The following is a 20608-nucleotide window of genomic DNA, read 5'->3' on the forward strand; positions in this document are numbered from 1 at the left end:
GCCTCTTAAAGGTCACAAGTTAAGATCATATTCTTTATTGATTAGTAATAATTTTTTACTATTTCTAGTCTGTTTTATTTCTTAAACGAGAGGAATAGGGAATATGCGACACCTTTTGTTTTTAGGGGCATTGGTGTTTTTGCTAGGGGGCTGTGCAACAACCACTCCGCTCCACACAAACAATGCTTGTGCTATTTTAGCACAAAAAAATGATTTTTTTGATAATTGGGGTAAGGCATCTCAAAGAGCAGCAATGCGCTATGGCATTCCTATGTCGATTATTCTTGCAACCATTAATATGGAATCGGGTTTTCGTCATAATGCACGTCCTCCACGCAAAAAACTACTTGGTTTTATTCCATGGAAACGTCGGTCGACAGCTTATGGCTATTCTCAAGCGCTTGACAGTACATGGGCCATGTATCTTCGCTCCACAGGAAAGTCTTTTGCACGGCGTACGAATTTTGCAGATGCTGCTGATTTTGTTGCTTGGTATCATCGCCGAAGTGTTCAACGCAATGGGGTGAGGTTTGATGATGCTTATAGCCTTTATTTAAATTATCATATGGGGCATGGTGCTTATGCGCGGAGTGGTGGACATGTTAATGCTGCACTTTCACAGGCAGCGCAACGCATGGCAAAGATATCAAGGCTCTATGAACAGCAATTAAAGAGATGTGGCTGGCGTTAGAGAGGATTTTTGAAAATCTTAATTAGGAAATTAATGGGATAAAATTATTTGAGAGAAAAATTTCTTATGGCATAATAAGACAGTGTTGTTTTTCCGATTGTCGAATGAAATATTAAAATAAACTCAAGCGGCAGAAAGCTTTTGCAAGACAAAATATATTTGAAGATACACTCGATATTTGTATCCTTCTTTGTTCAAAAAATTCACAATAGAAACGCTATTCTATTGAGTATTATCATTTAGTACTGGGGTAAATACCAGAGATTGTTGAAGAAAAAATTTTAAAGATCATATTTTTATTATGCACATTAATGGTTGATTCTGACATAAATATTTATTTTTTACGCCTATCAAATAGCAATCAAAATAAATGTAATTCAAGTATCATAAAAAGGGTAACACATTCTAAAAAATGAAAAATGCACTAAACGAAAGTTCACCGATTCATAAAACCGTTGCTTTGCATAAAGGGGGGCTACTGACCTCAAAAAGACTAATAGTTATTCAGTATTATATGAAATGAAGGGTATCCATTCATCTAGTCTATTTTAATTGGAAAAAGTCATCTTATTTGTGTTGTAAAAATACTATTTTTAAAGGGGATGAAAGTACGTATCACTTTGCACGTAATAAATATTTAAAGCATGATTTATCTGTAGCGCTTATGAAGTAATGAGCTAGCCTTCCATGTTGTGATAACGCCTGTCTTTGAGCATATTTGCGAAAATCATTTTTATTTTTTCTTAAATAGTTTTTATGACAACTTATTGATTTATATATAATAATATTATTTTGTTTGGATTACATTCAAGAGTCTCGAATACCGTAAGGTTTTGTCATTTCATATCTCTTGATATTAAATCAATAAAAACCATTCGCTTGCACATAACAAACGCAATTAGCATGTAAGAAAAATTGTGCACGAAAGGATTCACAATGTCTCTTATGAATTATCTCAAATGTTAAGATCTATCACATGAATGGCGGCCAATATAATGGTGGAGCCGTTCTAGGTCTCAATTTTGCTTGTGATGAGCCAAGAAAACAAATTAAATGGATTCAATATGTAAGGGCTTATGATCAGAGAAACTCACTCTGTTCGGAGTTTTTATTGAATAAATAAATAATTTATCATGAAAATCAATATGTTACGTGTTGTTAACATATCTCATGAATGAGCAGGTGGACGCTCTTCAAAGGGGGTATTTTTTTAATTGGTAGGACATTTGATATGGCTAAAAATATTCGAAAAAAATTCTGATTTGCAATGATCCAGAAAAATAGTCCGATTCCCGATTGTTTATTTAGGCAGCTCGCACTTTTTAAAAAGATATCCATAATCAATATATTATGATTTTGCAGAAATGTTATAGTGGAGGGAGAGCTCAAATTTTATTTTTTAAAACAAGGCTAAATAGTTCACTTTTTATTTCTGCGCAAAGTATAAAAGCTTCACTTAACTGCTCGTTACTATGAAAATAAAATTTTACAACCCAACAAACGATAAGAATATATTATAAGGCTGATAAGAAGTGCGCACTAATTTATTGATAATACATTGATTTATAATAATTAATTACTGTTTTTTATATTGCATGAGAGTCCCGAATAGCATAAGATTCTCTCATTTCAAATCTGTTTATTTTGAATCAAACAACATCACTTGCTTGTATATCACAGGCGAGATGAGTGTGTGGAGTGAAACTGTGTTAAGAAAGGAATAAAAATGGCTTTTCATGAACCGTCTTACAAGCCCAAGGGTTGATCCGCAACACTCAAAGGCTGGCACAAGTGTGTGATGGTGCCGGTTTATTACTCCATAAGCATAAAGATCAGGGTGTTCAACGGATTTATCATTGTACCATTCGTGAGCGTCGTCGTGAAATGGGCTTGGGAGTGTTGAGAAATGTTTCTTAAAAAAACGTGAATGTGCAAACCAATGGCATTCTATTTTATACGAGCTAGTTTATACGAGGGGTGTGCCCCCAAAAAAGATACGTGAGAAATAAAAGGCAATGCGGAATCTCCATTAATTTAAAATACATTGCTCTAGATGCTTTTGAAAGTCGTAAAGCCGAACTCAAGAATAATGGTGGAGAGGAGCGTTGGTTTCTACCTTTAAAACTTCATATTTTACCAAAATTAGATTGTATGCCCGTTTTAGAGATTACACAAACTAAAGATACGCAATATACTTTCTCTCATTTGGCATACAAAAGCTGCAACAGTTAAGAGAGCTCTTATTCGTCTCAATATGTGTCTCAAATATGCAGTTGCATGAGGGTTAGATGTTGGCTTATCAGCAATAGAAAAAGCACGCGCGCTCTTAGGAAACAACGCCATAAAGCTCAAAATTTACCTGGAATGAATTTACAGAACACATACACTTTTAAATTGATGCACATATTCTCTACTATAAATTAACTTGTTTTGATAGGAGAGCTGGTCCTTTTGGTGGAGCTAAGCGGGATCGAACCGCTGACCTCTTGCATGCCATGCAAGCGCTCTCCCAGCTGAGCTATAGCCCCTATAAAAATTTTCCCCACAAGGACAGTACACAATCTCGGCTCTTGTAAAACGAGAAAAATTGAAGATCAAGAAGAATTTTTATTCCAGAGAAAAGATGTCTTCTTTTATTTCTTTTAAGTATCGTCATCATTAGAAACACCGCCTCCGAGAATATCGGTAACGTCATCACCCTCATCGTCATCATCGTGAGATAAAAATGTATCATCATCATCACCAAGATCAACATCACTATCTTCTAAATCAGGAAGATCATCATCTTTAGAATCGTCATCCTCCTCTTCAAGCAGCATAAAAGCGGACTTTTCAAGTGCTGTATCAAGCTCTTCAGTATCCACTTCTTCTTCATTGTTTGCTTCAGCTGCTGCAACCTCAAAATAAGAGCGCGGATAAGAAATTCCTGTATAAGGTGACACAATAGGGTCGCGATTTAGATCGTAAAATTTTTTTCCTGTTTCTGGATCAACACGTTTCGTTCCAAGTTCTTGTTTTGCCATAAACCGTGCCTCTTTGATTAACTTTATTCCATTAAAAGATAAATTCTATGGTGCTTAATCGAAAAATAATGCCTTTGTCAAAGATAAATATACTGTTCCACAGTGATTTTCTCATGACGCCCTTTAAAGCATGTGCTAAAGGATGCATAATTTCATAAAAGTTAGATAGAATTAAATAGAATTTCCATGCAAAAAGCAATCCCTATAACCGCCTATAAATCGAGTAACCTCTCTGGAAAAATTCAAATACCAGGAGATAAATCAATCTCTCATCGCTCTCTTATACTGGGAGGATTAGCAAGTGGTGAAACATATATCCACGGGTTACTTGAAAGCGCTGATGTACGCAATACAGCTGCTGCCATGCAAGCTATGGGCGCCTGTATTGTTAAGAAAGATGATGTTTGGATTATACGAGGAACAGGGAATGGTTGCCTCTTAGCCGCACAAAAATCTTTAGACTTTGGAAACGCTGGAACAGGTGCTCGCCTGGTTATGGGAATGGTTGGATCCTATCATATGAAAACAACTTTTATTGGTGATTCTTCTCTTTCTAAGCGTCCTATGGGACGTATCCTCGGCCCACTGCGTCTTATGGGGGTGGAAATTGAAGCAACAGATGGCGATCATCTTCCTTTAACGCTTTATGGCCCGAAAATGGCTAATCCGATTCGCTACCGTGTGCCAATAGCTTCCTCTCAAGTTAAATCGGCAGTTTTACTTGCTGGCCTCAATACTGCCGGTATTACAACGGTTATTGAACCGATTCTCACACGCGATCATACGGAAAAAATGTTAAAAGCATTTGGTGCTCAACTTGAAATAGAAAGTGATAAAGAAGGAGCGCGTTTGATTCATCTTCATGGTCAGCCCCATCTTACTGGACAAACGATTCATATTCCGGGGGATCCTTCTTCTGCTGCTTTTCCAATTATTGCAGCCCTTCTTATAGAAGATTCTGATATCACTATTGAAAATGTTCTGATAAACGATTCTCGAATAGGGCTTATCGAAACATTGTGGGAAATGGGCGCTCAAATTGAATTTTTGAATCAACGCCAAACAGGTGGAGAAGATGTAGCCGATCTACGGATAAAATCATCGATCCTTAAAGGTGTTACTGTGCCTAAAGAGCGTGCTCCATCGATGATTGATGAGTATCCTGCTTTGGCAGTAGCAGCTGCTTTTGCAGAAGGCAAAACAGTGATGCTAGGAATTGCAGAATTGCGTGTTAAAGAATCAGATCGACTGTCTGCTGTCGCCCAAGGATTAAAAATTAATGGCGTAGACTGTGAAGAAGGTCAAGATTTTCTTGTTGTTTATGGGAAAGGTTCTGACAAAGGTTTGGGGGGGGGACGGGTTTCTACACATCTTGATCATCGAATTGCTATGTGCTTTCTTATCTTCGGGCTTGCATCAGAAAAGCCAGTGACCATTGATGATAAACGAATGATTGCGACGAGTTTTCCAGAATTTATTCCTTTTATAAAACAACTTGGGGGAAAGATTGCTTGAAGCCTTTTGTTATTGCCATTGATGGACCTGCTGCCTCAGGTAAAGGGACCTTAGCACGCAAAATTGCTGCACATTATCATCTTCATCATCTCGATACGGGTCTGACATATCGTGGGGTTGCGCATGCGCTTTTACAACAAAATTTAGTGCTTAATGATGAAAAAAATGCGATCATTTGCGCTAAAGAACTTGATTTGAATACTTTAAATTCTGCTCTTCTTTCTTCTCATGAACTTGGTGAAGCAGCTTCAAAAATAGCGATTAACCCTGCTGTGCGCGAAATCCTTATTGAAAAGCAACGCTATTTTGCCAAAACTTTACCTGGAAGTGTGCTTGATGGGCGGGATATTGGTACGGTTGTTTGCCCTGATGCCGATATCAAGTTTTATGTTCTAGCTAATGTTCAAACACGCGCCAAACGTCGCTACCAAGAGATTTTACAAAAAGGCGGGCAAGCAAATTATCATGAAATCCTCTCTCAGCTTGAACAACGAGACAGCCGGGATATAATGCGCAAACAAAGCCCGCTAAAACCAGCAAAAAACGCCCACTTGCTTGATACGTCAGAATTGAGTATAGAAGCAACATTTGCAATTGCATGTAGTTTTATTGATCCAATCATAAAAGTGCATATAATTGGATAAATTCGTTAAGGTAACTTCCAGCTTAGCGCTAACTTTTCTTCCTTGTATTCAAGGAAAAAGGCTGAGAAGCTGCTCATGTTAACACTAACCTAGCGCTCATACCTTCATAATATAAGGTATATATTAGGAGTTCTTATGTCACAATACAATCCCACAACAGCGGATTTTGAAGCCCTTTTAACAGAATCTTTTCAAACCAATGATCTCAATGAAGGGTCTGTTGTTAAAGGTCGTGTTATTGCAATCGAAAAAGACATGGCCATTATTGATGCTGGACTTAAAGTCGAAGGACGTATTCCTCTCAAAGAATTTGGGGCAAAAGCAAAAGATGGTTCTTTGCAAGTTGGCGATGAAGTTGAGGTTTACATTGAACGCATTGAAAATGCGATGGGTGAAGCTGTTTTATCGCGTGAAAAAGCACGACGCGAAGAAAGTTGGGTCCGTTTAGAGGAAAAATTCAATGCTGGTGCACGCGTTGATGGCGTTATCTTTAGCCAAGTAAAAGGTGGTTTTACGGTTGATCTTGATGGAGCTGTTGCTTTCTTGCCGCGCAGCCAAGTTGATATTCGTCCCATTCGTGATGTTTCACCTCTTATGCATAATTCACAGTCCTTTGAAATTTTGAAGATGGATCGTCGTCGTGGCAATATTGTTGTCTCACGTCGTACTGTTTTAGAAGAAAGTCGCGCTGAGCAACGTTCAGAAATCGTACAAAATCTTGAAGAAAACCAAATCGTTGAAGGTGTGGTAAAAAATATTACAGATTATGGTGCTTTTGTTGACCTTGGTGGGATTGATGGTCTCTTACACGTCACAGATATGGCATGGCGGCGTGTTAATCACCCATCTGAAGTGCTTACAATTGGTCAAACGATTAAAGTGCAGATTATTCGCATTAATCAAGATACGCACCGTATTTCGCTTGGAATGAAACAGCTTGAAAGTGATCCTTGGGAAAGTATCAGTGTTCGGTATCCGATTGGTAAAAAAATCACGGGAGCTGTTACCAACATCACTGATTACGGTGGTTTTGTTGAAATTGAACCAGGAATCGAAGGATTGATCCATGTTTCTGAAATGAGCTGGACAAAGAAAAATGTTCACCCTGGAAAAATTCTGTCCACATCACAAGAAGTAGAAGTGGTTGTTCTTGAGATTGATCCTTCTAAACGGCGTATTTCTCTTGGCTTAAAACAAACATTTGAAAATCCATGGGAAGCTTTTGCCAACAAATTTCCTGTCAATTCGCAAATTGAAGGAGAGGTTAAAAATAAAACAGAATTTGGTCTGTTTATTGGTCTTGAAGGTGATGTTGATGGTATGGTTCATCTCTCTGATCTGGATTGGAACCGTCCTGGTGAACAAGTCATTGATACTTACAACAAAGGTGATATCGTTAAAGCGGTGGTTCTTGATGTTGACATTGAAAAAGAGCGTATCTCTCTTGGAATTAAGCAGCTTTCCAGCGATAAAGTTGGAGAGGCAGCCGCTTCTGGCGAATTGCGAAAAGGTGCTGTTGTAACTTGTGAAGTGACTGCTGTTAACGACAATGACATTGATGTGAAATTGATTGACCATAACCTTGAGACAACTATTCGGCGTGCTGATCTCGCGCGTGATCGTGATGAACAACGTCCTGAACGTTTTGCAATTGGACAAAAGGTTGATGCGCGCATCACTGCATTTGATAAAAAAACACGTAAAATTTCGGTATCAATCAAAGCGTTAGAGATTGCAGAGGAGAAAGAAGCTGTTGCACAATATGGTTCTACAGATTCCGGTGCTTCTCTTGGCGATATTCTCGGTGCAGCTTTGAAAAAACAAGAACAAGATTAATCATCAATTATTAAAATTGTTGGTGTTATTAAGGTCACTCCTAAAAGGAGTGGCCTTTTTATTTTCTAAAAAATTATCTATTTAATTTTTAAATTATTGCATAAAAAATTATAAATGCTTGCAAATAAAAACAAAAAATTTTTTTTGTTTATCAACGGTTCACTATTTAGATAAAATGCTTACAATTAAAATAAAAAAACAATATAATTGAATAACAATGGGACATTATGGCGTGCACAATACCTTTCATAAAGTGCTTTTTTTCTCAAAAAAAAGAAAAAGACCATTTTATTAAGACAGCTTTTCCTCTTCGTGCAATTTATAAAGTACAGGAAGATCTTTATACTCTAGGGCATGATATCGCTTCTGGTAAAGAAATTTTACTCCCTGAATATGAAGGAGTAGAAGATTTTCGCAAGAGATTGAATGAAAATTCTAAACTTATTCTTCATGCCTTTCATACCAGTGATTTTGCTGCTCGAAACGATGAAACTATAGCCCCCTCTGCTCAATGGCTTATTGATAATCATTACACCATTGATAAAACAATACAACAGTTACGCCGTAATCTTCCTAAATCCTTCATAAAGCAACTTCCTTTTTCTACTCAAAAAGCAGGAATACCACGCATTTTTGCTTTAACTTGGCTTTATATTGCACATACCGATAGTCGTTTTTCACAAGAAACACTCACGGCTATGATTAATGGATTTCAAGAAGTTTCTTCGCTTACAATTGGTGAATTATGGGCACTTCCTTCTGTCATAAAAATGTTGCTCATTGAAAATGTGCGTCGTCTTTCCGTGCGTATCGAAAAAGCGCGGCATATGCGCCATCTTGCTAGCCAAGTGGCTGATAAAATTTCTCTTGTAGAAAATAAAACAAGTCTAAACTCTCTTTTTATGCGCTATAAACCTTTCATTGCTGATCCAACTTTTTCAGCGCATTTATTCTATCGCTTGCGTAGTGCATCTGTCGATTCAACTGTAGCATTAACGTGGCTTGAAAAACAATTAGAAAGTCAAGGCAGCAGCTTAGAAAATGCAACAGCCGATGAACATACCCGACAAGCAGCAGATGGTGTGACCATGGGCAATATTATCCGTGCTCTTAAAGCGATAGATGATGTTGATTGGACAGTATGGTTTGAAACAGTGAGTTGTGTGGATTCTATTTTGCGTAAAAATAGTGATTTTTCTGAAATTGACTTTCATTCACGCAGTATCTATCGACAAGTCATTGAAAAAATTGCACGATTTTCGCTTCTTAGCGAGCTGGAAATTGCTCATAAAGTCGTAGAAATGGCAAATGCCACTTCTGAAGATACATCTCATTTTTCCTGTATAGGGTGGTATCTTGTTGATGATGGTCGGGATGTCTTTGAAAAGGCTTGTGGGTATAATCCGCCTTTTCTCATAAAATGGGCACGTGCTTCTTATTGCTTAAAACTGAGAGTCATTGCCGTTCCTGTTTTTTTTCTGACACTTGCGCTTTTGCTTGCAATTTACACCCTTTTACAAATATCTGGCATGACACGATGGATGTCCTTTTGCTTTACTGTATTGGCGCTTTTTCCTGCTATGGATGCGGCTTTTTCCTTCTTTAACATGGTTGTTTCATGGTTTGTTCCCTCAAGACAACTTATTGGTTATGAATATAAAGAAGGTATTCCAAGACACGCACGTACAATGGTTGTTGTCCCTACTTTGATAACATCACGCGATGATATTGATGAGCAAGTGCGCAATCTTGAAGTGCACTATCTTTGCAATTCTAAAGGTGCCATTCATTTTGCACTCATTACAGATTGGGTGGACTCTTCCTTGAGAGAAACACAAGATGATCTTGATTTGTTGCACTATGCGCAAAGAAGCATTGATAAACTCAATAGTCGTTATCAGCGTGATGAATTGCCTGTTTTTTTCCTTTTACATCGTCGACGCCTTTATAATAAAAGCGAAAAATGTTGGATGGGATGGGAACGAAAGCGGGGAAAACTTCATGAACTCAATCGGCTGTTAAGAGGCGATAAAAAGACGAGTTTTTATCCTCCTGATCCAAATCTTCCTATGGATTGCCGTTTTATTATGACACTGGATTGTGATACACGTCTTACGCCTCAGAGTGTCACAAAACTTGTTGGAAAGCTTAATCATCCACTCAATTATCCCATTTTCGATCCGCAAAGTGGAACGGTTGTAAAAGGTTATAGCGTTTTGCAGCCGCGTATTATTCCCTCTCTGACAACAGGAAAAAAAACATCAATTTTCCAACGGGTTTTTTCTACCAACCGTGGTATTGATCCTTATGTTTTTGCTGTTTCTGATACCTATCAAGATCTTTTAGGAGAAGGCACCTTTATTGGTAAAGGTCTTTATAATATTGATGCATTTGAACAAGCACTTGATGGTAAAATTAAAGAAAATACTGTTCTCAGTCATGATCTCTTAGAAGGAGGTTATGCCCGTACGGCTCTTGTAAGTAGCGTAGAAGTCATTGAAGATTATCCAACAGCTTATAACGTTGATGTTATGCGTTATCATCGCTGGATTCGTGGTGATTGGCAACTTTTGCCTTATCTTTTTTTCCCTCGTAAAATAAGCTCTGTGACGCGTTGGAAAATGCAGGATAATTTGCGTCGTTCTCTTACGCCATTGATGTGGTTAATCGCAGCATTTGCAGGATGGGCTTTTTTGCCATTAAAGAGTGCTATCGTCTGGCAACTATTCTTGTTGCTTAGCGCCTTCATTGCACCCATTTTATGTGTATTAAAAATGTTTATCTCGTCCAATATAGATTATTCTTTCCGCGGACATTTTCAATTAATTTGGAACAAAACTGCTCTTACAAGCGCTGATATATTTCTTAAAACAACGTTTCTGGCTCATTCGGCATATTTTATGACCGATGCGATTATTCGTACGCTCTACCGTATGATGATTTCAAAACAGCACCTTCTTGAATGGAAGACTTCTGCCGCAACAAAATCGGCTCCTAATCGTTTAAGTTTTTATATCTTTATAATGGCACCAGCATCGCTTGTTGGTGCCCTTGCCATAGCGCTCCCTCTTTTTTCTGATAGTTTTGCAAGCTTTATTGCTTTACCTTTTGGGATAGCATGGTTTTTTTCACCCTTCATCGCTTGGGCCGTGAGTCACCCTTTAACATTTCAAGATAGCCTTGATCTTTCTGCAAAAGATGAAAAAAACCTTCGCTCTATTGCACGGCGGACATGGCTTTATTATGCAACCTTTGTCAATGAACAAAACAACTATTTACCTCCCGATAATTTTCAAGAAGATCCTGAACCTCTTGTTGCTCAACGTACATCTCCTACCAATATTGGTGTTTATCTTCTTTCCGTTATTGCTGCGCGTGATTTTGGCTGGATTGGTTTTGAAGAGACCATCACCCGTATTGAATGTACATTACGCTCTCTTGCAAAAATGGAAAAGTTCCGTGGTCATCTCTATAATTGGTATGAAACGGATACACTTAGACCTCTTTTGCCCACTTATGTTTCAACCGTTGATTCAGGAAATCTTGCCGGTCATTTGGCAACACTGTCTTCTGCTTTAAGTGAATGGGCTGAAAAGTCTCATATTTTTTTAAAAAGCGATCGAGAAGGTCTAGCGGATGTTCATACTATTCTTGAAGAAACTTTTCAAGAGATTGCAAATGATCAACCCAATTTACACCCTTTACGCCAAAGAATCGAAGAAAATATCACTCACTTTCATCATTCTGTTCGTAATTTTATAGAACAAGAAAATATTTCCTCTTCCTATATCGCGGATCTTTTACGTGCAGCCCATGATATTGAACACTTAGTCGATGAACTTAATCAAAAAATTCAAACAAGAGAATCTGCTCGTGCGCTTTCTTGGGCCAAATGCCTTATCGAGACCTGCAACGCTCATTATCGCGATATGACTGCTCATTGTGATACTGAAAAATTATGCAAAAAATTAAATGAATTGGCTATAGCAGCACGAAAAATAGCCTTTGATATGAAATTTGATTTCTTAGAACAGCCTAAACGGCACCTTTTATCTATTGGATATCGTGTGCAAGAAAACAAACTCGATGAAAATTGTTATGATCTACTCGCTTCAGAAGCACGGCTTGCAAGCTTTTTTGCCATCGCAAAAGGAGATATAAAACTTAAACATTGGTTTCATCTTGGTCGGCTTCTTGTCCCCATAGGTTGGAAAGGTGCACTCCTATCATGGTCTGGCTCTATGTTTGAGTATCTTATGCCATCTCTTGTGATGCATGAACCTTTAGGATCTCTTTTAGATCAAACAAATCGATTGATTATTCGTTGTCAAATGCAATATGCCCATACACGGGAATTGCCATGGGGCATTTCAGAGGCTGCATTTAACACGCGTGATCATTTAATGAATTACCAATACGCTCATTTTGGTGTTCCAAGCCTCGGACTTCAACGTGGTCTCTCACGCAATGCTGTTATTGCTCCTTATGCCAGTCTTCTAGCAGCACAATATGCACCTGCTTGCGCTGTAATCAATTTAAAACGCCTCCGTAATCTTGGGGCTTTAGGAACCTATGGCTATTATGACTCTGTCGACTTTACCCCTTCACGCTTGAAGACAGAGGAAAAATACGCTGTTGTACGCAATTATTATGCGCACCATCATGGTATGTCTATCCTTGCCCTTAACAATGTTATTTTTCAAGGGCGAATGCGTGATCGTTTTCACCGTGATCCTGTTGTTGAAGCAACGCAATTGCTTTTACAGGAAAAAGCACCTCATCTCATTCCTATGATTCACACCAAAGCGATTAATCGCATGCGTAATAAGTCTCAAGCATTAGATGCTGCCCCTTTACGCATTATTACAAACCCACTGCTAAAACCACGGGCAACGTTGCTTTTATCTCATGGCTTTTATTCTATCATGTTAACAGCGAATGGTTCTGGCTATAGCCGTTGGCATGATTATGCGATTACGCGCTTTATTCCTGATGTAACAGAAGATCAACAAGGCACTTTATTCTTCCTACGCGATACGCATAGTGGACGGTGGTGGTCTGTGACCAGTGAACCAACACGCGTTATTGAAGAAGAAGCTGTCAGCATTTTTACGGATGAAAAGGCTGAATATACGAAAATGGTTGATGGCATAAAATCAACACTTGAATGTCTTATTACATCTGAAGGGTGCGGTGAAGGTAGACGTATTCAACTGATGAATACAACAAACAAAGACTGTCTCATTGAAGTGACCTCGTATGGTGAACTAGCACTTGCAACAATGGATATGGATAGTGCTCATCCTGTTTTTTCACGGATGTTTATAGAGACGGAAATTGCTGAGGAAGGCAAAACAATTTTTGCCAAAAGGCGCAAACGCTCACCGAACGATCCCGAAATTTATATTGCTCATTTTGTCTCCAGTACAACAGGTACCCTCCAAGAAACAGAAGCTGAAACGGATCGCTCGTTATTTATTGGCCGGGGGCGCTCCATTCATCGGCCTGCTGCATTTGATAAAAACGCTCGTTTCAGTAACAGTCAAGGTTGTGTTCTTGATCCTATCATGTCATTGCGATGCCGTATAAAAGTTCCAGCCCATGGAAAAGCTGAACTTGTTTTTTGGACTTTTGCTGCGCATACACAAGAAGCGCTGCATAATCATATGAAACATTATCGGCAATCTGAAATGTTTCAAAAAGAACTTTCAATGGCATGGACACGTTCACAAGTCGCATTGTATCAGAGCGGAACGCAGCTTAAAGAAGCTATTGTCTATCAAAAATATGCAACACCACTTATCTATCTTGATCGAACATGGCGTCTTCCTTCTGAAATATTAGCCAAAACGCTTGGAAAACAGTCTGATCTTTGGCCTATGTCCATTTCAGGAGACAATCCAATCTGTCTTCTTAGGTTAAATAACGAAGGAAATATAACTGTACTGCGTGAGCTTCTTAAAGCACACGAATATTGGCGTATGCGGGGACTCATCGTTGATTTGGTCATTCTCAATGAACAAACATTTTCTTACATACAAAATACACAACGCGCTCTTGAATGGGTCTGTGAATCTTATCGACATCATATGCAAGAAACAGATGAACGCCAACATATTTTTACGCTTCGACGTGATCAAATAAGTGAACAGAGTTTTAAAACGCTTCTTGCATCAGCGCGCATCGTTCTTGATGCACAAAATGGCTCTTTGTCTGAACAGCTTAAACGACTTAATGAGAGTGATTTTGATCTCACAATCCGTAAAAATTATCAAGAATCTTATGATCAATTAGCTTCGCCAAAATATAACGAAGAAAGACAGGTTACAACACAAACTGAACAAAATCTTTTTGCTTCCATTGGTCTTGTTAGCTACCAAAAACCATCCTCTTTCCACACAAATGGGGAAGATCTAAAATATTGGAATGGTTACGGTGGTTTTAATCAGCATAATCATTATGTCATACGTCTTCATGGACGCACCACCACACCGCATCCGTGGATTAACGTCATTGCTAACAAAAACTTTGGTTTTCATGTTGCTGCTGAAGGTGCACTCTTTACTTGGGCTCACAATAGCCGCGATTATCAATTAACGCCTTGGTCTAATGATCCAACATCTAACCGGCCAGGTGAAGCTCTTTATCTGGTTGACCGTCAGTCTTTAAAACGTTTCTCACCCGTTTCTGCTGTAGAATGTGATGAAAATGTGATCTATGAGGTTTGTCATGGTTTTGGATTTTCAACTTTTAAATCGACACATTCAGAACTTGCATTAGAATTCACTCATACACTTGACCTAGAGAAACCTGTTCGTTTTTCACGTCTTATCCTTAAAAATGAAGGGGAAAAACCACGCAGTTTACGCCTTTATAATTATGTTGAATGGGTTTTGGGTAAGACCCAAACAAAATATGCCCCCTTTATTGTTTCCTCTTATGAAGCCAGATGGGGGGCGCATTTTATTCAAAATCCCTATCACATTGAAAAGTCTCAACAAGTCACATTCTTATCAGCGTCCGAAATGCCTACAAGCACCACAACCAATCGCGCTGAATTTATTGGTGCAACGGGAACTGTAATGCACCCAAATGCGATTCGTAAAGCTGGTGCTCTTTCAAATACAGTTGAAGCAGGATGTGATCCTTGTTCCGCATTCGCCTATGATATTGATCTTCAACCAGGGCAAACAAAAGAAATTATCTTCTATCTTGGTAGCGCTGAAAATAGGCAAGAAGCTGAAAAACTACTCAATCAAGTACGTGTAAGTGATTTTGAAACTTTGCTTACACAACAAGAACAATATTGGCGTAATTTTGTTTCCCCATTCCAAGTAAAAACACCTGATCCCTCTTTTGATATTATGGTCAATCATTGGCTTCCTTATCAGGTTTATGCATGCCGCATCATGGCACGTGCAGGATTTTACCAAGCCAGTGGTGCGTTTGGCTTCCGTGATCAGTTACAAGATAGTTTATCTTTATTATTACTGGAACCACAACTAACACGTGAACAGTTGTTAAATGCCACTGCACATCAATTTCTTGAAGGCGATGTACAACATTGGTGGTTGCCTGATACACAGGCTGGCATCCGCACGCACATTTCTGATGATATCGTTTGGCTAGCATATGCAACAGCTCTTTATGTCAATACCACGGGCGATGATGCCTTTCTTGATACGCTTATTCCTTTTATTGAAGGAGATATGCTCAAAAGTGGACAACAGGATGCTTATTTTCAACCCACCCAATCTTCAAAGGTTGCAACAGTTTATGAACATTGTGCTTTAGCTTTAGATCTTGCCATTAAACGCTGCGGACCCCATGGACTTCCGCTCATTTTAGGTGGTGATTGGAATGATGGCATGAATTTGATCGGGAGCCAAGGAAAAGGCGAAAGCACGTGGTTGGGATGGTTTCTTGGGAGCACACTACAAGCATTCATTCCTTTAGCTCAAAAACGGAGTGATAACACCCGTGTTGAAATATGGAGTGCCTATTTTGAACGTTTAAAAAAATCCCTAGAAAAAAATGCTTGGGATGGTGCTTGGTATCGACGTGGTTATTTTGATGATGGGACGCCCCTAGGCTCTCAAATCAATGATGAATGCCAAATTGATACCATTGCTCAATCTTGGGCTGTTATTTCTCAAATGGCACCACTGGAGCGTCAAAAACAGGCTATGGCCTCAATGTTTGAACGTCTTTATGATGAAAAAGGGAAACTGCTACGTCTTTTCTGGCCTCCTTTCGATAAAACAACGCTCGAACCTGGTTATATAAAAGGTTATCCTCCAGGTATTCGAGAAAATGGTGGTCAATATACCCATGGTGCTATTTGGAGTATTTTAGCACTTGCACAAATGGGTGAAAGCGATAAAGCTTATGCTTTATTTTCTATGATTAATCCAATTATCCACGGACAAAATCCTGAAACCTATCGTGTTGAACCTTATGTGATGGTTGCAGATATTTATGCCGTTGAACCACACCGTGGTCAAGGCGGCTGGACATGGTATACAGGCTCAGCTGGGTGGTTTTATCGTGCGGCAACACAAGCCATTCTTGGCATGCAGCGTCAGGGAGATCTGTTGTTTTTACAGCCACATTTACCCTCTGTTTGGCCAAAATATGAAGCAGAAATGAAGTTTTATGATGCCGTTTATTCCATTAAAGTCAAATGGGGATCTGAAAATATGCTTCACGTTAATGGCAAAAAATATACCGAAGTTCATACAGGGATAAAGTTACAAAAAACAGGTCAGCATGACATTATACGTATTGTTAAATCTTAAAGACGAAAAAAGAGTGTCGTTTTTTTATTCTTGCCAAAAATTGCAGAGTTGTTATAGTCCTTGCACCGCATATATTGATCGTGTTGGTGCATAATGTTTTAGATTTTATGAGATTGAAAGAAAAAGATTATGAATCATCCGGATATTGCTAGACGTGTTTACGATCATACTTGGAAACTTGATCCCATTATTCGTTCACTTCTTGATACGGATTTTTATAAGCTTCTTATGGTACAGATGATTTGGGGGCTTTATCCCACTGTCAACGTTACTTTTTCTCTTATAAATCGCTCTAAAACAATACGTCTTGCTGATGATATTGATGAGAGTGAATTACGTGCCCAACTTGACCACGCCCTTAGTTTGCGCTTTACAAAAAAAGAAATGATCTGGCTCGCTGGTAATACATTTTATGGACGCAAACAAATTTTTGAACCGGATTTTCTTCAGTGGCTTGAGAATTTTCAACTTCCAGAATATGAACTAATCCGTAAAGATGGCCAATATATTCTTCATTTTCATGGTCCGTGGGCTTATAGCTCTATGTGGGAAATTCCAGCTCTTGCTATTATCAGTGAGTTACGTTCACGTGCTGCTATGAAAAAATTAGATCGTTTTGCTCTTGATGTACTTTATGCGCGGGCTAAAGCAAAAATGTGGAGTAAAGTTGAACGTCTTAGAAAATTGTCTGATATTAAAATATCCGACTTTGGTACACGACGCCGCCATTCTTTTTTATGGCAGCGCTGGTGTGTGGAAGCATTAAAAGAAGGTATTGGTCCTTTTTTTACGGGAACGTCGAATGTCCTTCTTGCCATGGATACAGATTTAGAAGCTCTTGGAACCAATGCACACGAATTACCTATGGTTATTGCTGCTCTTAGCAACAACGATGATGAATTACGCAGAGCTCCGTATCAAGTTTTGCAAGATTGGAATCGTTATTATGGTGGAAATCTTCTGATTGTTTTACCTGATACCTTTGGTACAGAAGCATTTTTATGTGATGCTCCAGATTGGGTCGCAGATTGGACGGGCTTTAGACCGGATAGTGCACCTCCTATTGAAGGTGGTGAACGACTTATTCAGTGGTGGAAAGAAAAAGGGAAAGATCCACGCGAAAAACTCTTAATTTTTTCTGACGCACTTGATGTTGATACAATTGAAAAAACCTATCATCATTTCCATGGGAAAGTGCGCATGGGTTTTGGATGGGGCACGGATCTTACCAATGACTTTACAGGCTGTGCTCCTCAAGAAATTGCAACCATTGATGCTCTTTCTCTTGTTTGTAAGGTGACCCATGCCAATGGACGACCAGCCGTAAAACTTTCAGATAATCCTGAAAAGACGATCGGCGATTCAAAAGAAGTACAACGTTATTTGAATTTTTTTGGTAATAAAAAGCGCGTTGCTAGACCTATAAAAATGTAGTTGCGGACCTTTAAAACGGGTTATCGCCTTATCATATTTTTTATAAGGTTTATTTTCCTGAGGACGAGGATTCTTTAACCCTTGCAGCTTTCGTAAATAGTTTGGCTTCTTATTGAGTGGATTTTTTTGGCTTGCCACACATGCGATTTTCTTCGCGTAAAACAGAACGCCATTGATTTGCACACTCACGGGCTTGTTTTAAAGAGGTATCTCTCAAAGCGCACCACACCCATTTCATGGCGGCACTCGTGAATAGTATAACGGTAAAGCCCCCTGGAATAATATAAAATCCATTGAGCCCCCATCTTTACACGTGATTAAGAGCAAGCCGGCATCATCACATACTTGTGTCAGCCTTTGAGTGTTGCGGAGCAACCCTTGGGCTTGTAAGACGGTTCATGAAAAGCCATTTTTAATCCTTTTTTTAACAGTTTCACTCCATACACTCACCCCGTTTATGATGTGCAAACGAATGGTTTTGATTGATTAAAGATAAACAGATTTGAAATGAGAGAATCTTACGATATTCGGGGTTATAACTCAATATGAACAACGCCAAATTAGCATTATAAATCAATATATTATCCTTAAAATAAAGTTCGATAAGAAAAACTTAAAAATATGCATGATGCACTTAAAAAAAACTTACCGTGTCAAGGAAGTTTAGCGAAAGAAACTTACATACTTTATATCATTGTTATAAGTAACGTTGTTACGGCATGGACAGGATACTATTATTTTGCATGTTGAGTGATGATGGCCAAAAACTATAAGTTTTCTCATTTTTAATCTATTTTTGGATTAAGCACAATCATCTCTTTGCATGTTACGATAAGTGGAATGGTTTCGTGTGGATAAAAACTATAAAACAGCTCTTATGAATGTAAAAGGCTATTGCAATATTCGCAGTTGGCAAGGCAACCTTTGAGGATGACAAATAGCATAGTGACAATCGGTTCACATCTTACAAAGGAAGGATGGTGGTGACCAAATAGATTTCACTCTACAGGATATCTACTGCTACGCTTTGTATGGGACTCTCATGAAATGAGTATAAAGCATTGAGAAATGTTTTGTGTAAAATAAGCGCGTAAATAACACGATAGGCATGAGGTTTTTTTTATTTTATATGAAAGACGTGTTTCATAAAAACAGAGAATACAACCTATTTTATTTTTAATAAGTTTTATGCAAAGTTAAAAAATTTATTTACGTGTATATCATCATAAGAATATGTAGATGTATAAAGTCATGTGAATAAAACTCTATTGTTTTTTATGGTTTATCCTTAAGCTAGAAATTAGGGGGAACATTAAAGATTGCTATAATAGACGGATTTCTTAATCTAGGAAATGAATTGATTTATAATGATAATTCATTGTTTTGTATGTTGAATGAGAGTCCCGAATATTGTAAGATTCTCTCATTTCAAATCTCTCTCATGTTGGATCAATCAAAACCACTCGCTTGCACGTTAAAAGCGGGATGAATGTGTGGAGTGAAACTGTACAATAAAAATGGCTTTTCATGAACCGTCTTACAAACCCAAAGGTTGCTCCGCAATACTTAAAGGCTGGCACAAGTGTGATGATGCCGGCTTGCTCCTAATCACGCGTAAAGATGGGGGGCTCAATGGATTTTATATTATTCCAGAGGGCTTTACCGTTATACCATTCACGAGTGCCGCCATGAAATGGGTGTGGTGCGCTTTGAGAGATGTTTCTTTAAAACAAGTCCGTGAGTGTGCAAATCAATGTCGTTCTATTTTACGTGAGGGTCGTGATCCCATTAAGGAACGTGAGAAACAAAAGCGCGAAGCAATAAGCAATCTCTATTATTTAAAAGATATTGCTGTAGATGCTTTTGTATGATGTTCTCATCAAGAGATATGAAAATAAACGGAATGCCTTGTTACAAAATACGATATCAATGCGTTTTCAATAGAAATGTTTATAGAGATTTGTATGAATATGCTTTACAAAAAAATGAAGTCTTTTCGTAAATGTAATTTATCATTTTTTACAAAGCAACTTTTTATGAGTTTTAAGGGAGGGAGTGCATAATTTTCTTGGCTCATAAGAGTTATTGCACAAACATACAATTAATCAATTACTCTTAAAAAGCTTGTTATTTCATATGCGTCTTAGATCTCGAGAGGTTATATCTAAAACTTGAAAAATAGTTCTCACAAATAAGTCAAAGCTAAAAAGAGCATCTTATAAAGTTTTTTTGTCATTATGAAGATGGACGTGTTACCATGTAAATAGCAATTAACAGTAATATAACAGCAACGAGTAAAGAAATCCACAAAGGAGGGGTCACCATCACAAAAAAGGATAAAAATCCCCCCGTCATACTCATTACTGCAAAAACTTTAATAAATGGGGAGATAGCTCTTTTTTCTTCCCATCGTTTAAGAGGGGGACCAAAAATATGATGATTATTCAACCACTGATGAAAACGTGGGGAAGAACGCGTAAAACACCATGAGGCAACCAATAAAAAAGGCACAGTTGGCATAATAGGTAATACGACGCCGATAATACCTAATATAACCATGATCCAACCTGCTATAGAGTAGCAGATGCGCAAAGGATGTGATATTTTGGAATATTTCTTCATTCTCTTGTATTATTTTCTTCCACACAAAAATGTTACATCTATTTT

Annotated in this window: 8 protein-coding genes, 1 tRNA gene and 2 pseudogenes; 8 read left to right on the forward strand and 3 right to left on the reverse strand. The window is 38.3% G+C overall.

The window, feature by feature from the left end:
* Positions 1 to 103 precede the first annotated feature (103 nt).
* Positions 104 to 691, forward strand: coding sequence for a transglycosylase SLT domain-containing protein (locus FNZ60_RS02830; protein WP_142416208.1), 588 nt, complete (start codon positions 104 to 106; stop codon positions 689 to 691).
* A gap of 1797 nt (positions 692 to 2488) precedes the next feature.
* Positions 2489 to 3082 (forward strand): annotated as a pseudogene (locus FNZ60_RS02835) (phage integrase central domain-containing protein); the annotation flags it as partial.
* Between the two features lie 61 nt (positions 3083 to 3143).
* On the opposite strand, the gene FNZ60_RS02840 reads toward FNZ60_RS02835, so the two are convergent.
* Positions 3144 to 3219: transfer RNA gene (locus FNZ60_RS02840), tRNA-Ala, on the reverse strand.
* 114 nt (positions 3220 to 3333) lie between these two features.
* A complete protein-coding gene (locus tag FNZ60_RS02845) occupies positions 3334 to 3714 on the reverse strand; it encodes a TIGR02300 family protein (RefSeq protein ID WP_142416209.1) in 381 nt (126 codons plus the stop codon).
* A gap of 186 nt (positions 3715 to 3900) precedes the next feature.
* On the opposite strand from FNZ60_RS02845, the gene aroA reads away from it, so the two are divergent.
* The 6 genes and pseudogenes from aroA to FNZ60_RS02880 all read left to right on the forward strand — a co-directional run.
* Positions 3901 to 5229 carry a 3-phosphoshikimate 1-carboxyvinyltransferase gene (aroA, locus tag FNZ60_RS02850; protein ID WP_142416210.1) on the forward strand — a complete coding sequence of 443 codons (1329 nt, stop codon included), beginning with the start codon at positions 3901 to 3903 and terminating at the stop codon, positions 5227 to 5229.
* A complete protein-coding gene (gene cmk / locus FNZ60_RS02855; RefSeq protein ID WP_142416211.1) occupies positions 5226 to 5873 on the forward strand; it encodes a (d)CMP kinase in 648 nt (215 codons plus the stop codon). The genes aroA and cmk overlap by 4 nt, the downstream gene beginning before the upstream one ends.
* A gap of 135 nt (positions 5874 to 6008) precedes the next feature.
* Positions 6009 to 7709, forward strand: coding sequence for a 30S ribosomal protein S1 (rpsA, locus tag FNZ60_RS02860; RefSeq protein ID WP_142416212.1), 1701 nt, complete (start codon positions 6009 to 6011; stop codon positions 7707 to 7709).
* Between the two features lie 227 nt (positions 7710 to 7936).
* Entirely contained in the window at positions 7937 to 16507 is an 8571-nt protein-coding gene (locus tag FNZ60_RS02865) for a glycoside hydrolase family 94 protein (protein WP_142416213.1), read from the forward strand.
* A 129-nt stretch (positions 16508 to 16636) separates the two neighbouring features.
* Entirely contained in the window at positions 16637 to 17941 is a 1305-nt protein-coding gene (gene pncB, locus FNZ60_RS02870; RefSeq protein WP_142416214.1) for a nicotinate phosphoribosyltransferase, read from the forward strand.
* Between the two features lie 1586 nt (positions 17942 to 19527).
* Positions 19528 to 19806: pseudogene (locus FNZ60_RS02880) on the forward strand (integrase arm-type DNA-binding domain-containing protein); the annotation flags it as partial.
* Positions 19807 to 20176: 370 nt separating this feature from the next.
* On the opposite strand, the gene FNZ60_RS02885 reads toward FNZ60_RS02880, so the two are convergent.
* Positions 20177 to 20563 (reverse strand): YbaN family protein, encoded by a 387-nt coding sequence (locus FNZ60_RS02885; protein WP_142416215.1) that lies wholly within the window; start codon positions 20561 to 20563, stop codon positions 20177 to 20179.
* Positions 20564 to 20608: the final 45 nt, after the last annotated feature.

The sequence above is a fragment of the Bartonella massiliensis genome, assembly GCF_902150025.1.
In the GTDB taxonomy this organism is placed as follows: domain Bacteria; phylum Pseudomonadota; class Alphaproteobacteria; order Rhizobiales; family Rhizobiaceae; genus Bartonella; species Bartonella massiliensis.